15 protein-coding genes are annotated in these 15,208 nt (G+C 70.5%); 7 read left to right on the forward strand and 8 right to left on the reverse strand.

Annotated elements, in window-relative coordinates:
- The first annotated feature begins 182 nt into the window (after positions 1 to 182).
- Positions 183 to 1,223: an L-glyceraldehyde 3-phosphate reductase gene (gene mgrA / locus ACGFU7_RS26710; protein WP_393698863.1), complete on the forward strand. Its 1,041-nt coding sequence runs from the start codon at positions 183 to 185 to the stop codon at positions 1,221 to 1,223.
- 224 nt (positions 1,224 to 1,447) lie between these two features.
- Here the strand turns inward: mgrA and ACGFU7_RS26715 are convergent, their stop codons facing one another.
- Positions 1,448 to 1,975 carry a hypothetical protein gene (locus ACGFU7_RS26715; protein ID WP_393698865.1) on the reverse strand — a complete coding sequence of 176 codons (528 nt, stop codon included), beginning with the start codon at positions 1,973 to 1,975 and terminating at the stop codon, positions 1,448 to 1,450.
- Between the two features lie 51 nt (positions 1,976 to 2,026).
- Between ACGFU7_RS26715 and ACGFU7_RS26720 the strand changes: the two genes are divergently transcribed.
- Positions 2,027 to 3,178, forward strand: coding sequence for a winged helix DNA-binding domain-containing protein (locus tag ACGFU7_RS26720; RefSeq protein WP_393698867.1), 1,152 nt, complete (start codon positions 2,027 to 2,029; stop codon positions 3,176 to 3,178).
- Between the two features lie 82 nt (positions 3,179 to 3,260).
- Here ACGFU7_RS26720 and ACGFU7_RS26725 read toward each other — a convergent pair whose 3' ends face one another.
- From ACGFU7_RS26725 to ACGFU7_RS26735, 3 genes are all read right to left on the reverse strand, one after another.
- Positions 3,261 to 3,719 carry a hypothetical protein gene (locus tag ACGFU7_RS26725; protein WP_393698868.1) on the reverse strand — a complete coding sequence of 153 codons (459 nt, stop codon included), beginning with the start codon at positions 3,717 to 3,719 and terminating at the stop codon, positions 3,261 to 3,263.
- Between the two features lie 67 nt (positions 3,720 to 3,786).
- Positions 3,787 to 4,590, reverse strand: a complete 804-nt coding sequence (locus tag ACGFU7_RS26730; protein ID WP_393698870.1) for a class I SAM-dependent methyltransferase — start codon at positions 4,588 to 4,590, stop codon at positions 3,787 to 3,789.
- Positions 4,591 to 4,676: 86 nt separating this feature from the next.
- Positions 4,677 to 5,486, reverse strand: a complete 810-nt coding sequence (locus ACGFU7_RS26735; protein ID WP_393698872.1) for a prepilin peptidase — start codon at positions 5,484 to 5,486, stop codon at positions 4,677 to 4,679.
- 103 nt (positions 5,487 to 5,589) lie between these two features.
- Between ACGFU7_RS26735 and ACGFU7_RS26740 the strand changes: the two genes are divergently transcribed.
- Positions 5,590 to 5,973, forward strand: a complete 384-nt coding sequence (locus ACGFU7_RS26740; protein ID WP_393698874.1) for a DUF192 domain-containing protein — start codon at positions 5,590 to 5,592, stop codon at positions 5,971 to 5,973.
- 93 nt (positions 5,974 to 6,066) lie between these two features.
- Here the strand turns inward: ACGFU7_RS26740 and ACGFU7_RS26745 are convergent, their stop codons facing one another.
- The gene (locus ACGFU7_RS26745; protein ID WP_393698876.1) at positions 6,067 to 7,359 is read right to left on the reverse strand and encodes an amidohydrolase; all 1,293 of its coding nucleotides are present in this window, start codon (positions 7,357 to 7,359) and stop codon (positions 6,067 to 6,069) included.
- Entirely contained in the window at positions 7,356 to 8,621 is a 1,266-nt protein-coding gene (locus tag ACGFU7_RS26750; RefSeq protein ID WP_393698878.1) for an MFS transporter, read from the reverse strand. Before ACGFU7_RS26750 ends, ACGFU7_RS26745 begins: the two co-directional genes overlap by 4 nt.
- Positions 8,622 to 8,731: 110 nt before the next feature.
- On the opposite strand from ACGFU7_RS26750, the gene ACGFU7_RS26755 reads away from it, so the two are divergent.
- Positions 8,732 to 9,787, forward strand: a complete 1,056-nt coding sequence (locus tag ACGFU7_RS26755; RefSeq protein WP_393698880.1) for an Lrp/AsnC family transcriptional regulator — start codon at positions 8,732 to 8,734, stop codon at positions 9,785 to 9,787.
- 78 nt (positions 9,788 to 9,865) lie between these two features.
- On the opposite strand, the gene ACGFU7_RS26760 is transcribed toward ACGFU7_RS26755, so the two are convergent.
- On the reverse strand, positions 9,866 to 11,089 hold the full coding sequence (locus ACGFU7_RS26760) for a hypothetical protein (protein WP_393698882.1): 1,224 nt from the start codon (positions 11,087 to 11,089) through the stop codon (positions 9,866 to 9,868).
- A 182-nt stretch (positions 11,090 to 11,271) separates the two neighbouring features.
- Here ACGFU7_RS26760 and ACGFU7_RS26765 point away from each other — a divergent pair, with 182 nt between their 5' ends.
- The 3 genes from ACGFU7_RS26765 (at position 11,272) to ACGFU7_RS26775 (ending at position 14,420) form a co-directional block, all read left to right on the forward strand.
- Complete coding sequence (locus ACGFU7_RS26765) at positions 11,272 to 13,269, forward strand: hypothetical protein (RefSeq protein ID WP_393698884.1); 1,998 nt, start codon at positions 11,272 to 11,274, stop codon at positions 13,267 to 13,269.
- Between the two features lie 72 nt (positions 13,270 to 13,341).
- Positions 13,342 to 13,929, forward strand: coding sequence for a hypothetical protein (locus ACGFU7_RS26770; protein WP_393698885.1), 588 nt, complete (start codon positions 13,342 to 13,344; stop codon positions 13,927 to 13,929).
- 41 nt (positions 13,930 to 13,970) lie between these two features.
- Complete coding sequence (locus ACGFU7_RS26775; protein ID WP_393698887.1) at positions 13,971 to 14,420, forward strand: DUF3592 domain-containing protein; 450 nt, start codon at positions 13,971 to 13,973, stop codon at positions 14,418 to 14,420.
- A gap of 27 nt (positions 14,421 to 14,447) precedes the next feature.
- Here ACGFU7_RS26775 and ACGFU7_RS26780 read toward each other — a convergent pair whose 3' ends face one another.
- Complete coding sequence (locus ACGFU7_RS26780; RefSeq protein WP_393698889.1) at positions 14,448 to 15,176, reverse strand: Imm52 family immunity protein; 729 nt, start codon at positions 15,174 to 15,176, stop codon at positions 14,448 to 14,450.
- Positions 15,177 to 15,208 lie beyond the last annotated feature (32 nt).

The following is a 15,208-nucleotide window of genomic DNA, read 5'->3' on the forward strand; positions in this document are numbered from 1 at the left end:
CCGTGCGGGCCCGCCCGCCCCCTTGCCCGGGGCCCGGGGTCGTCCCCCTGGGGATCGCCGCACTACTCCGCAGAGTCCATCGCCCCGCCGTGCCGTGGCAGTCCCCGAAGCCGCCACATTACTGCGCAGGCGGCGCACCGGCCCAACCCGGCCTGTCACAAGTCCGTGATAAGCAGAGAAACGTGACTGATTCTCCTCTCTTCTACCGGGCCGCCGGTTCGCGCTACGACTCCATGGAGTACCGCCGCACCGGCCGCAGCGGTCTCAAGCTTCCGGCCGTCTCCCTCGGCCTCTGGCACAACTTCGGCGACGACCGCACGCTGGACTCCCAGCGGGCGATCCTGCGCCGCGCCTTCGATCTCGGGGTGACCCATTTCGATCTGGCCAATAACTACGGGCCGCCGCCCGGCTCCGCCGAGCTCAACTTCGGCAAGATGTTCCGGCAGGACTTCGCCCCGTACCGGGACGAGCTGATCATCTCCACCAAGGCCGGCTACGACATGCACCCCGGCCCGTACGGCGAGTGGGGCTCCCGCAAGTACCTGCTGTCGTCGCTGGACGCCTCGCTGAAGCGGATGGGGCTCGACTACGTCGACATCTTCTACTCCCACCGCTTCGACCCGGACACTCCGCTGGAGGAGACGATGGGGGCGCTGGCCTCCGCCGTACAGCAGGGCAAGGCGCTGTACGTGGGTGTGTCCTCGTACAACGCGGAGCAGACCGCCGAGGCGGCCCGGCTGCTCAAGGAGATGGGTGTACCGGCCCTGATCCACCAGCCGTCCTACTCGATGATCAACCGCTGGATCGAGGACGACGGGCTGCTCGACACCCTGGAGACGGCCGGCATGGGCTGCATCTCCTTCGTGCCGCTCGCCCAGGGCCTGCTCACGAACAAGTACCTGACGGGCATCCCGGAGGGTTCGCGCGCCACCCAGGGCAAGTCGCTGGACCCGGGCCTGCTCTCCGACGAGGTGCTGCGCCGGCTGAACGGGCTGAACGACATCGCCCGGCAGCGCGGGCAGTCACTCGCCCAGCTGGCACTCAACTGGGTGCTGCGGGACAGCCGTATGACGTCGGCGCTGATCGGCGCTTCGAGCGTGAAGCAGCTGGAGGAGAACGTCGCGGCGCTGGCCGGGGCGCCGCTGTCCGCCGAGGAGTTGAAGGAGATCGACACCTTCGCCGTGGACACCGCGGGCACCAACATCTGGGCCGGACGGGGCTGACCGGGGCGGCCTTCGCGGGGCCGGTACGGGGTCGGGACGCGGCCGCCACGGGGTCCGCACAGCGGGCCCACAAAAAACGGGCCGGTCCGTGGGGGGGGATACGGACCGGCCCGAGGGGGGGTTTCCACCATAACCCTTCGTAAGTGATGCTGCGTGCCGCGCCACTCCATAATTACTCTCCGAATTCACCGGACTCCGCTGCGAGCACGGCATCCGGTGACGTCTCAGTGGCCGCCGACCGGCTTCACGCAGCCGGTGCCTTCGAGATACTTGCCGTGGGCCTCGGCCGTGACGAGCCCGTTGACCATGCCGTCCAGCGCCCCCTGCACACAGATCGCGCCGAGGTCGAGGATGAACGTGTTGCGGTGGGGCCCGAAGGTGTCGGTGGAGATGGTTTCGGGGCCGTATCCCAGACGGGCGAGTGCCTCACGGATCTGGGACTGGGTTGTCCTGCGGCCCTCCGCGATCCCGGCCAGGCCCGCCTCGACCTTCTTCACCTCGGCCTCGCCCTTGGCCCGGTCGGCCGGGGACAGCTCGGCGGTGGACTGGAAGGCGTGGTTCTCCCGGTAGTGCGGTGCGCCGTCACCGGCGTCCGGTTCGACGTAGGGGGAGGCGCCCACGGCCGGAGGGCTGCTCGCCGCTCCGGGTCCGGCGTACCCGGCCCGCTCCGTGCCGCAGCCGGCGAGGGCGAGGGTCAGGACGGGCACCGCCACGGTGGCGAGAGTCTTGGCTGTACGTCTCGCAGAGGTCATGGGCCGAGTATGGGACGGGACCTGACCTGATGGGCCGCTAGTCTCCGAATCATGACGACACGAACCGCGACCGTGACCTGGACCGGGGCGAACGCGCGCCGAATGGAACGTCAGGGGCTCGCCGCCCCGGTGCACCTCACCCCGGCCGATGTGGTCGGCGCGCTGCCGGCCGCGCACGCCCAGGTGCTGTCGGCCGCCGAGCTCTCCATCGGGCTGCGGACGGCGGGCGTGACCCGTACCGATGTGCGCGAGGCGCTCTGGGCCGAGCGCACGCTGGTCAAGACGCACGGGCCGCGCGGCACCGTCCATCTGCTGCCGATGGCCGAACTGCCCATGTGGACCGGCGCGTTGTCCGCCGTACCGGTCGGGCGCAGTCCGTTTCCCGACGATGTCCGGATGACGCCGGAACAGACCGAGGCCGTGCTCGCCTCGATCGCGGACGCGCTGACCGGGGCTGAGCTGACCATCGACGAGCTCTCGGAGGCGGTGGTGGAACGTGTCGGGGCATGGGCCGGGGACCGGGTGATGCCCGCGTTCCAGGACATGTGGCCGCGCTGGCGGCAGGTGATGCATCTTGCGGGTCACCGCGGCGCGCTGTGCTTCGCGCCCGGTCGCGGCCGCAAGGTCACCTTTACCCGCCCGGACGCCGTTCTGCTCGACGGTCCGGAGTCGCTCGCCCGTCTCGTACGCCGCTATCTGTACGCATACGGTCCCGCCACACCGCAGCACTTCGCGAAGTGGCTCGCGGCGCCGCGGCGTTGGGCGGCGGAGCTGTTCGCGGGGATGGCCGCGCGCGGGGAGATCGATGAGGTGGTGTACGAGGGGGAGCCGGCCTGGCTGGTGGCGGGCGACACCGCGTTTCCGGTGGAGCCGGTGCGCGGGGTGCGGCTGCTCCCCTACTTCGACGCGTATCTCATCGCCTCCCAGCCGCGCGAGAAGCTCTTCCCCGGGGCGGCTTACACCCGTGCGCTGGCGGGTGGCCAGGCGGGGAACTTCCCGGTGCTGCTGATCGACGGGGCCGTGGCCGGGGTGTGGCACCAGCGCCGGTCGGGCCGGCGGATCGCGGTGACGGTGGAGCCGCTGTCACCGCTCACGACCGGGCAGTTGCGGGGGCTGGAGGAGCAGGTGGCGCGGGTCGGCGAAGTGCTTGAGGGGAAGCCGGAACTGACGGTGGGGAAGGTGGCGGTGGGGCCGCACGCGTAGCGCCTGCCGGCGCTGTGACGGCATTGGTTCACCGGGCCCGCCCGGTCGCCGTCTTGTTCTCAAGCGTCGGACGGGCCGGAAGTCAGCCCCTTGCCGGTGCGCCCCGGTGGCCGCGGGTGAAGCGGATCGACACGGTGTCGCCGCCGATGACCACGAAGCGTCCGCCCTCGCACCGGATGACGGCCTCGTGTACCTCGCCCTTCTCGTCCCTGCGCTCCTCGGTGCGGGTGACGGTCCAGCCGCCGTCGGGCGGCTGCGGCAGGTTCGACACGGCGGCGAACTCCCACTGCCCCGACGGTACGCACCAGTCGGGCAGCTGTGGCCAGGCGCCGGGGCCGACATGCAGGGTTCGGTCGGAGACGCAGGTCAGGATCACCGACTGGCCGTCGGCCAGCAGGAATTCAACGGCTTCCGGCTCCCCCATCCGCCCCTCGGGCCGGTAGAAGACGCCGAGCACTCCGACGATCCGCGCACCTCTGAGCCAGTCGGCCTTCCCCTGCCGCGGGACACGCGGTGCTTCCTCTTCGTTCCCCACCCTCATGGCCGGTTCCCTCCCATGCGCTCACCGTCCAGGGTCGCATCCTTCGGGCGAAAGCAGGGGGCACGGCCTATGCCGGTTTGCGGGCCTCGGCCTTGCGGGCCTCGATCAGGAATCGGGTGGTGTGGGCGACGAACGGGCCCTCGGTCCCGATCCGGTGGTGCAGCGCGGCCAGTTTCGGCCGGTACTCCTCGACGGTGAAGCCCGGCACCATCCAGATCACTTTTCGCAGGAAGTAGACGACGGCGCCGATGTCGAAGAACTCGGTACGCAGCGTCTCCATCCGCAGATCCACGACTTCGAGTCCGGCTGCCTCGGCTGCGGCCCGTGCCTTCTCCGGGTCGCGGGCGCCTCGCGCCTCGGGCGGCTGCGGGCCGAGGAAGTACTCGACGAGTTCGAAGACGCTGGCCGGGCCGACCTGCTGCGAGAAGTACGTGCCCCCGGGGGTGAGCACCCGTGCGATCTCCGCCCACCAGGTGGTCACCGGATGCCGGCTGACCACCAGGTCGAAGGCGTTGTCGCCGAACGGCAGCGGAGGCTCGTCCGCATCGGCGACCACGGCTGCACCGAGCGGGTGCAGGAGAGCGGTGGCGCGGGTGATGTTCGGCGGCCAGGACTCGGTGGCGACGGTGAGTGGCGGCAGCTTCGGTACGGAGGCGAGGACCTCGCCGCCGCCGGTCTGGATGTCGAGCGCGGCCCCGGCCCGTCCCATCCGGTCCGCCATGGCGCGGGCGTAGCCCCAGGAGGGGCGCTGTTCGGTGGCCCGGCCGTCGAGCCAGGAGAAGTCCCAGCCGTCGACGGAGACGGCAGCGGCCTCCGCGACGAGGGCGTCGAACCGTGCGCGCTCTGCTGCTTCTTCGGGTGTCCCTGGCATACGGGAATGCTGTCAGCCGGGCGGTGGCCCGCGCGACCTCAATTCGGCGGGACGGGCGGCCGGCAGGCCGAGCAGTGGTCAGTCGGTCAGGCGGCCAGTCCGCCGAGGAGTATGCCCAGCACCGCGCCCGTGATCATGAACGGTCCGAACGGGATGCCGGTCTTGCGCCCGGCCCGCTTCAGGACCATCAGCCCGAACCCGTACACCGCACCGAGCAGGAACCCGGCGAAGCCCCCGGCGAACACCACGGCCCAGCCGTACCAGCCGAGGGCCACGCCCAGCGACAGGGCGAGCTTGACGTCTCCGAAGCCCATTCCGTTCGGGTTGATGAGGAAGAGCAGGAAGTAGAAAGCGCCGAGGGCCACTCCGCCGAGCAGGGCGGACAGCCAGGATCCGCCGTGCTCCGGCAGCAGCGCCGCCACACCCAGGAGTACGGCGACCGCCCCCGCGGCCGGCAGGGTCAGCCGGTCGGGCAGGCGGTGGACGCGGCGGTCGATGGTCGCGAGGAGTACGCCGACAGGGGCCAGCAGCAGCCAGACGGCGAGCTCGGGCCGGAGTCCGGTGGCCGCTGCGAGGGCGGCGCAGGCGAGCGCGGTGACGACGGGGACGAGGACGCCGGGGGCGTAGCGCGCGGCGGGCCGCGCGGTGTCTTCCCCGTCGCTCCGGTCTCCCGGCTCGGCGCCCGGAGCGATGGGTACCGGTACGGCCGCCGCACACAGGGCGCACCGGGTGGAGCCGAGCCAGCCGCGGGCGGCCCCGGTCAGGGCGTGCCCCGCGGGGCAGGTGTCCCGCCAGGCGTCCTCCGGTTCGACGGAGAACCGGTAGGCGGCGCGCGGGACCAGCAGTCCGGCCGCTGCGCCCCAGAGTGCGGCGAGCACTGTCAGCATGGCGTACACGGAGCAGACCCTAGGCGGGTGCCGGGCACGGGTCATGGGTCCTGGGGCCCACTGCGCACCGTTCCGGACCCAGCGGCCGTCACCGGACGCTACGGTCTTGGCCATGGCTCAATGGCGCAATGGGAATGGCACGTTGACGGTCACCGATCCACAGGGAGGGCAGGAGCCGGAGATACCGCTGCGGATCGCGGCCACGTACCGGACCAGGAGCCGCGGGCTGCTCGGGCAGGACGGGATCGACGGCGCCCTGCTGATCACCCCGTGCGGGAGTGTGCACACCTTCCGGATGCGGTTCACCATCGATGTGGCTTACCTGGACCGGAAGTTCAACGTGGTCGCCGTCCACACGATGAAGCCGGGCCGGCTCGGGATGCCGCGGCTGCGGGCCCGTCATGTGATCGAGTCGGAGGCCGGGGCGATGGAGAAGTGGGGGCTGCGACCGGGGGTGCGGGTGGCGGTCGTCCAGACGGAGGAGAGCCGGGGCTGAGGCGCGGGCGGCCGGGCCGCCCGCGCGCGTGCGGTGTCTCGTTCACGCTGTCCGGGTGGGGCGGCCGCCGAGGCTGGTGGCCGGGACGGCGACCTACCCGTGGGTGGTGTCGGTGCCGGCCGTCAGCCACTGTGCGGCAGCCGTCAGCAGTGACGTCACGCCGATTTCGACGGTCGGGTCGATGACCGGTGCGAACAGCGGTGAGTGGTTGCCGGGGATCTCGGCGGGGATTCCGTTCTCCAGCAGGGCGTCGGGGTCGATGTCCTTGAACGCGGCCAGGTCGGCGCCGCCGAAGTACCAGAAGACCGAGGGCACTTGGAGCGCGGTGCCGAAGATGCCGAAGTCCTCGCTGCCGGTGAGCGTGTGGGGCAGGGTGAAGACGTGTCCCTCTCCCAGGGTCCGGGTGAGGGCGGCCTGGACGGTGGCGGTGGCCTCGTGGTCGTTGACGGTCACCGGGAAGGCGTTGAAGTCCGTGATCTCGGGGTCCTTGGGGGCGCCGGAGGCGGCGGCCTCGGCGCGGACGATCCGCTTGACGGCCTCCAGGACCCGTTCCCGTACGGCGGACGTCGTGCTGCGGATGTTGATCCTGAGGTCGGCGGTGTCCGGGATGATGTTCTCCTTGGTGCCGCTGTGGATCGAGCCCACGGTCACCACCGCCTGCTGCGCCGCCCCCACTTCGCGGGAGACCACCGTCTGCAGCCGCATCACGATCGCGGCGGCCATCACGACGGGGTCCACGGTCGTCTCGGGCATCGACCCGTGACCGCCCCGCCCGAACAGCCGCACCCGCACGCTGTCGGACGCGGCCATCACCGGGCCGGGCCGGGTGGCGACGAAGCCCGCGGGGACGGGCCCCACATGCTGGCCCAGGCAGACCTCGGCGCGCGGGAAGCGCTCCAGGAAGCCGTCGTCGATCATGGCCGGGGCCCCGCCGATCTCCTCGGCGGGCTGGAACACCGCGACGACAGTGCCGCGCCAGGCATGCCGGTTGGCGGCCAGCAGCGCGGCGGCGCCGAGCAGACAGGTGACATGCATGTCGTGGCCGCAGGCGTGCATCACCGGGACCTCGTTGCCCTCCGGGTCCACCCCGGTCCTCGTGGAGGCGTACGGAAGTCCGGTCTCCTCCTTCACGGGCAGCGCGTCCATGTCGGCGCGGAGCAGCACCACCGGGCCGTCGCCCGCGGTGAGGACACCGACGACGCCGGTTTCACCGACCCCCTCGGTGACGTCCCAGCCCTGCTCCCGCAGTCGGGCGGCGACGATCCCCGCCGTACGGACCTCCTGGAAGGAGAGCTCCGGGTTGGCATGCAGATCCTTGTACAGGTCGCGCAGGCCGGGCAGTTGTCCGTCCAGTCCGGACAGCAGCGAGGTGACCGAGGCAGTCATGAGTGCTCCAATGCGAGAGGAGTACGGCGTGCGGAGGAAGCGAGGAAGGACGTGGTGTCCTGCGGGGTCGCGATGGCCATGGCCGCGGCGATGACCGCGCCCAGGACGAGGAAGGCGAAGGCGACCTGGAAGGAGAAGGTGTCGGCGAGCACGCCCATGACGGGCGGGGCGATCATGCCGGCGACCTGGCCGCCGAAGACGATCACCGCGCTTCCCACTCCGACGTGTTCGGGAGCGAGGCTGCGCAGGGGCACCGCGAAGATCGGCATGTAGCAGAGAGAGGCGGCGAAGACGGCGAGCGTCCCGAAGACGATGAAGCCGACGAGTGAGGCCGAGAAGGCCATCAGGAGCAGCGCGAGCGCGGACACCGCCATCCCGGGCACGATCACCTTCCGGTGGTGGCCTTCGAGGCGGTCCGACAGACGGCCGCCGACAATGGTGGCCGCTGCAGCCCCCAGTGCCGGGATGGCGACGAGGGCTCCGGCCGAGGTCAGGGAGATGCCGCGCTCTTCGCTGAGATAGGACGGAACCCAGGTGTTGAGGCCCCAGATGATGACGCTGTAGCCGAACATCATCAGCGCGAAGCGCCAGAGCACGCCCATGCGCAGCAGGTCACGGACGCCGCCCCGGCCGCTGTGCGTCCCGGCGTCCGGCTCCGTACGGGGCAGCGGATCCGGCAGCCGCATCCGTATCGCCACCAGGACGAAGACGCCGAGCGCCGCCGTCGAGAAGAAGGCGGACCGCCAGCCGAAGACGCCGATCAGCGGTGCGACGGCGAGCGGTGTCACCACCGCGGCGATGGCGTTCGAGCTCATGATCAGCCCGTTGGCGCCCATCCGCTCCTCGGGCGTGGTCCGCTCGACCAGCACCTTCGTCCCGGCCGACGGGAAGATCCCTTCGGCCGCTCCGAACACGAAGCGCAGCACCAGCAGAGCGGCGAAGGACCAGGCGAGGCCGGTCAGGGCCGTGAACAGGGACCAGGCCAGCAGGGCCCAGCCGGTGACCCGCTTGCCGCCGAAGCGGTCGGCGAGCATGCCGCCGGGGATCTGGCAGGCCGCGTAGGCGAGGAAGAAGGCGGAGACGATCAGGCCCTGCTGTCCCCGGTTGAGGTCGAAGTCCTCACCGATGGACGGCAGTACGAGGTTGATCACGAGCCGGTCGGTGTAGTCGATCAGCCAGGCGGCGAACAGCAGCACCACCGTGGTCCTGACCGCGCGGTTCGCGGCCTCGGGGCGCGGGATTCTCGGGCGCGGAGCAGGCACGGCACTCCTCTCTGCAGTGGCCGATACACAGTGGCCGATGAGTGGCCGATACTGGGCGTCGGCCGGGAAGTGCCCTTACGATCCGGCCTGCGCGTGAGGGAGGACCGAAAATGCAGGAAAGCGTCGTTGGCTCACCGGATACACCGGATTCCGACACACGGTTCTCCGAACTGGATCTCGCCCTCGTCGACGCCCTGCAGGCCGCGCCCCGTGCACCGTGGACCCGTATCGGCCGGGCGCTCGGCGTGGACGCGACGACTGCGGCCCGCCGCTGGGAGCGCCTGCGCGCCAACCGCCTGGCATGGATCACCGCCTACGACGCACCGAAATCGGCCACGGTCGCCTATGTCGAAGTGCGTTGCCGGCCCAGCTCCCTCGAAACGGTCAGCGCCGCCCTGGCCGAACTGCCGTGGGTCTTCAGCATCGACGAGACGGCCGGGGACTTCGATCTCTTCCTGTCCGTCGCCGCCACCGACCTGCCCACGCTCGGCCGGGCGGTCCACCGCACCATCGGCGGACTGCCGGGGCTGCGCTCCACCCGTACCCGGCTCGGGATCACGCTCTACGGCGAAGGCGGCGACTGGCGGATCCGGGCGATGGAACCGGCGGGGCGTGCCACGCTCTCGGCTCCGCGCGCCGCGCGGCAGTCCACGTACAGCACGGACATGCACGACCGGCCGTCCCCCGAGGACCAGGCGTTGATAACCGCCCTCGGTGGCAATGGGCGACTCGGCTACACCGAGCTCGGCGCCGCGACGGGGATGAGCGAGCACACCGCCCGTCGCCGCCTCCAGCGCCTGATCCACCACGGCGACGTCAATTTCCGCTGCGACATCGCCCACCCCCTGGCCGGTCTGCGGACCATGGTGATCTACCGGGTCGCCGCCCCGCACGCCCAACTCGAACACACCGGAAACGCCCTCGCGCGTATGGAACAGGTCCGTATGTGCGTCTCCGTCAGCGGGCCGCACAACCTCCTGGTCGGCGTCTGGCTCCATGGCCTGAACGCCATCGGCCCGTTCGAGATGCTGCTGGCGGAGCGCTTCCCGACGCTGGAGGTCAAGGACCGCACGGTGGCGCTGCACTCCCCCAAGCGCATGGGCTGGCTCCTCGACACCCGGGGCCGCGCGACCCGCCGCATCCCGCTGGACCTGCCCCGGCCCTGACCGGGTTCGGGCTCATGCTCATGCTCGTGCTCGTGCTCGTGCTCGTGCTCGTTCTCGTGCTCGTTCTCATGCTCGTGCTTACGGCGGGCCGGAGCCGAGCAGTGTCCACGCCCCGTAGGCCGCCGAAGCCACCGCGAGCACGGCGACGACCGTCACCGTGCGGGCCGTGGTGCGCAGCCGCAGCAGCGCGACGGCGGGCGGGAGGAGCAGCGGGAACGCGGGCATCATCAGCCGCGGCCTGGACCCGAAGTACCCGGAGCCGATCAGCGCGATGACGACGACGGCGATGCAGTAGGCGAGTACGGGGAGCGGCTGGCGCTGCCGTACGCACAGGAACACCACCCATCCCAGGCCCACCAGCGCCGCGCACAGCCCGAGCGCGCCGGGCAATGGCAGCCCGAGGATGAACGAGGCGAGCGCCACACCTCCGTCGATGCTGTTGCCCCACTGCGCCTGAACGTCGAAGTACGCGAACGGGCTGCCCTCCCGTACGGCCACGAACACCACGTACGCGAGCCAGCCCAGCGGCGCGAGTGCGGTACCGGCCAGCATCCGTGCGTTGCGGCGCACGATGCCGTGCGTCCGGCCGGCCCGGTACTCCCGTACGAGCGTGAGCGCGGCGGTGATCGCGAGGGCGGCGATGAGCGCCGCCGCGGAGGGCCTGGTCAGCCCGGCGAATACGCACAAGGTGCCCGCCACGATCCAGCGCCGGGTCAGTACGGCGTACAGCGCCCAGGCGGCGAACGCGGTGAACAGTGTCTCGGTGTACGCCATCGACTGCACGAACGCCGTCGGGTACACGCCCCACAGCGCGGCCAGCACCACCCCGGCCCGGCGCCCGTACAGATGCGCCCCGACGGCGTAGATCCCCCAGGCGGCGAAGAGCCCGGCGACCCAGGCGACCAGCAGCCCGGCGCCCGCGAGGGAGAGCGGGGTCAGCTCGGCGATGCCGCGCTCCAGAGCGGGCAGCAGGGGGAAGAAGGCCAGGTCGGAGTGGATGCCGCCGTTCAAAAGGGTGACGGTGTAGCCGTAGCCGTTCTCGGCGATCCGCTGGTACCAGACGGAGTCCCAGCGCTCTCCGAGGAGATGGAAGGCGCTCTTGTCGGCGTTGGACGCGGCGGCAGCGAAGACGACGAGACCGATCAGGCGCACGGCCGCGTACGCCCCCAGGGCCGGTGCCGCCGCCGCGAGGGCCGTGGCGAGGCGGCCGCGGACGGGGGGCTGCGGCGGCTGCGGCCCCGTGCGGCGGCTGCGCTGCCGTACGGGGGCGGTGGCCTGAGCGGCCGGATCGTCGTCGGGCATGCTGCCGATTATCTCCGCAGCGGGTGGCATCGCCCGCCACGGGCGGGGCGTCCCTCGTTGGGCCCGACTTTGGGGCCAAGGGCCCAGGTCACCCGGCCCGTACAGCCGTACGCTCACGCCCACACCCGAATTGCGGAACTGCGGGCACAGGCATGTCAAGTGGGCGTCGGAGAGGAAGAACCGTGACTGGTGGCGGGGGCTGGGGAAGCGGGAGCACGGGCCACATACCACCGGGGAGCGGGGGTGGTGGTTCCGGCGCGAGCGGTGGCGTGTTCTTCGCACTGACCCGTAGCTGGGCCGCCGGTGCCCTGGTCTACATCGCCGCCGGATATCTCGTGTCGCGCGGGCTCGTCGAGCTGCTCGCCACCGACGAACGGCTCGCGTCCTTCGGCTGGCGCCTCGCCCTGCTGCACATACCGAACGTCATCACGACCGTGCTCACGGTCCTGGCCTCGGCCCGCGTCCTGCCCGAGGAACAGCGCGAGTCCCGCCTGCTGACGCTGCTCGCCTCCCTGGGTGTCCCGCTGGCCGCGCTCGCCTACGGATTCGCCGTGTCCTGGCATCTCGTGGGCTTCGAGGGCACGCTGATGCCGATCGTCTCGCTGGTGACCGGTTCGGCCGTGGGGCTGGCCGTCGACCGGCTGCTGGACGACCGCGCCGAACAGTCGCCCGCGCCGTACCAGCCGTACTCCTGGCGGGACGGCGGAGCCACCGCCCTGGAGTACCTCGGGGTGATCGTCCTCGTCGTCACGATGATCGGCGCGATGGCCATGGCGGGTGTCGGCGGGCAGATCGGGGAACGCATCCGCTGTGCGATCAGCTCGATGGGCGGCGGCGGTGCCGGCTGCTCCACGGGCGGCGGGGACACCACCGCGAAGCCGAAGACGGACGCCGACTACGAGCCCAAGATGTGCCAGGTCTCCAGCATCTCCGACACCGTCGGCGACAAGGTCAAGATCGGCTGGTTCGAGTGGGGCAACGAGTACGGCTTCCAGCAGAAGGTCAGCCAGGCCAAGACGGACGTGAACGAGGACGGCAAGGTCGACGAGAACGACAAGCTGGTCTACATGACGTTCACGGACGCCGCTTCGGCCGGTGCCACCGCCAGCACCCCCGGCGTCAAGCTCGGCAAGCTGGGCAAGGCCGATGTGGACGTCGGCGGCGGCATCAAGATCACCAACGGTGACACCTGGGTCTTCAAGAGCGAGGAGGACGCCAAGAAGATGCGGGACGACATCGAGGAAATGAAGATGTGGGAGACCTCAACCAAGTACAGCGGCGGCTACGGCGGCGGCTGGTACTCGGGGATGAAGTGGGCCGACAAGAAGAAGGACGTCGAGAGCAAGATCGGCGACAAGAAGATCTCCTACTCGACCATCGGCCTCAACGGTTACGCGGACGGCGGGCTCTCCATCAGCGCGGGCGACGAGACCAAGCTCGGTGCCAAGCTCGGCGGCAAGGCCAAGTTCTCCCCCGATGTGACCATCACCAAGGACGACGTCAACGGCAACGAGTCGTACACGTACACCGCCAAGCTCGAACTGGAGGGCAAGGTCGGCGGTTCGGCCGGTCCGCTCGGCGGCACGGCCGCCGCGAAGGACAGCCGGACCGGGGCGATCACCGTCACCCGCGACCAGAAGACCGGCAAGATCGTCCGCATCGACATGACCCAGACCCTCGAGAACGGCTCCACGTCGGACAAGGGCGACATCAGCGGCGACAACGGCGAGAAGGGCAAGGACAAGCGCGGCGGCAAGGTCAGCGGCTCCGACTCCTCCGGCGAGACCGCCATCCAGGTCCAGACGAACTCGATCGTCTTCGGCAAGGAGACGGACAAGGCCACCGAGGACAAGCGGGCCGTCGCCGAGCAGTGGCTGGACGGCTCCGGCAACAACACCGCCCCGTTCGAGTACATGTTCGGCGACCATTCCCTGCAGCAGAAGCCCACCGGAACCGACCCGTTCGACCAGCTGATGTACCAGGACGGCCTGTCGAGCACCATGAAGTACCACGGCGAGACGGACGCCCAGGAGTTCGGCTTCGAGGTTTCGCTCGGGATGAGTCTTGGATTCTCCATCTCGGACGAGCACAAGAAGGAGACACTGACGGACGCGCAGTTCCTCGGGGCTCCGCAGGGCGACAAGCGCTCGTACCTTCCGTACAGCTACTGCGCGAAGTAGCCGTAGCCGTAGCCGCATGGAAGGTACGGCTACGGCACGCAGCAACCACGCACGACGACGAGGCGATAGGCGATGACGACGACGATGAAGATGTCCCGGGCAATCGGCGCAACTGCTGCCGCCGCCATCGGCCTCGCCCTGCTCACCGGCTGCGGCGGCGACGATGCCGCCGCGGTCCCGGAGGGCTGGAGCAAGCTCGACACCAAGAGCCTCTCCGTCGGCTACCCCGGGAACAAGGGCTACAAGGAGCAGCCCGCGGCCGACCATGCCAAGGCCAACGCCGCCGTCGCGCTGAAGGAGGAGGGCGGGCTGCGCACCGGCATGGTCTCCGTGCAGCTCGACTTCGCCACGGGCGTGGACGACGCCGGTGAGGCGGCGGCTGCGGCGGGTGCGGGTATCGGGCTCGGGGCGACCCGCAAGGAGACCTCGGACGTGCGGCTGGCGGGTGCCGAGAGTGCCCGTGAGGCGCGCAGGATCGACTACGAGTTCACGTCGAGCGGCAAGGAGCAGACCCCGGCGCCGGGCACCCCGATGACGGGCGTCGTGGTGGCGGGCGTCGATTCGAAGGACGTGCCGTTCGCGGTCCGGATCAATGCGGTGAAGGGCTCGCTGAGCCGGCAGGACCTCGACGCGTTCGTCGAGTCGATCACGGTCAAGTAGCAGTCAGCAGCGGTCAAGTAGCAGATCAGGGGCGCTCGTTCATGCAGATCCTGCCCGGCGGCACGGCCACGTTCCTGGCCCTGTTCGGCCTGTTGCTCGGCGCGTTCGCCATCCGGTCGGCGCTGCGTCTGAACCGGGTGCTGCGGCTGGTCCGGCACGGCGAACACGCCGAGGGCCGGTGCGCGGACCGCCGGACGGTCGACCGGGGGCCGGGCATGGACCGGAGTTACGTCACCGAGTACGTCTTCGCGTTCCGTACCCGCGACGGCCGCGACATCGAGTTCACCGACCATGCGCCGGGGCCGTTCGGCTTCGAGGTCGGGGCGCCGATCCGGGTCAGCTACGACCCGGCGGACCCGGCGAAGCACGCCACGGTGGCCGGGCCGGGGTCGTGGGGGCCGGTGGTGATGCCCGCGGTGTTCGCCGTCGTGCTGGGGGCGTTCGCGGTGGGCCTGCTGCTCGGGTTCGCGGCGATGCGGGGGTGGCTCTGACGGGGGGGGCGTACCGGTGTACGAGTGTCAGAACTTGTCCCGGTCGTACGGCTCCGGGATCGGCTCCAGTGCCCCGGCTGCCCGCAGTTCCCTGTTGGACTCGACGACCGCCTCAACGCTCGGAACGGTCCTGCCGCCCCGGGTGAGGTCGATGATCAGACCGCCGGCCGCGGTACGGGTGTACGTACCGTCGAGCCCCTCGGGTGCCGACGCCGCGCGTCCGGCGGAGAGGTAGACCGCCCGACCGCAGCGGGGGTGGGAATTCTCCAGGTCGAACTCATCGGACACGGCCCGGTACTCGGACTTGTTGTACACCTGGCCGGCGTCGATGTCCCAGGCCTCGGCAATGACGCGGAGCATCTCGGGAGCGCGCAGAATTACCTCTGCCGATTCCTCCACCTCGCGGGAGCGGAAGGCGACCGAGAGGGAGTTCGTGACCCACTGAGACGTGCCACCCGCATGAACGGCCACGGTCACACGCGGCATGCCCGGGTTCTGCGCCCACAGTGAGGACGTAACTCCGATCACGCCGATGTCCGGCGCCACGTTCTTCCGCTCGATGTAGGCGGTCAGAGTGTCGACCGAAGGTTCCAGAACGGGGTCCGAAGCAACTCCGTCCTCCGCCTCGTGCCATCCGTCGAACGTCGGACCGTCAATGTCCTTGAGCCCGGTCAGAGTACTGAGCCAGCGTCCGGCGATCGCTGATGTGCTCTCTTCGCGGACGCCCCACAGACCGTTGGCCACGACGTACAACACGGCTTTCCTTTCCCGTCCGCTCGGCCGGTCCC

The organism is Streptomyces sp. NPDC048473, assembly GCF_043200155.1.
GTDB lineage: Bacteria > Actinomycetota > Actinomycetes > Streptomycetales > Streptomycetaceae > Streptomyces.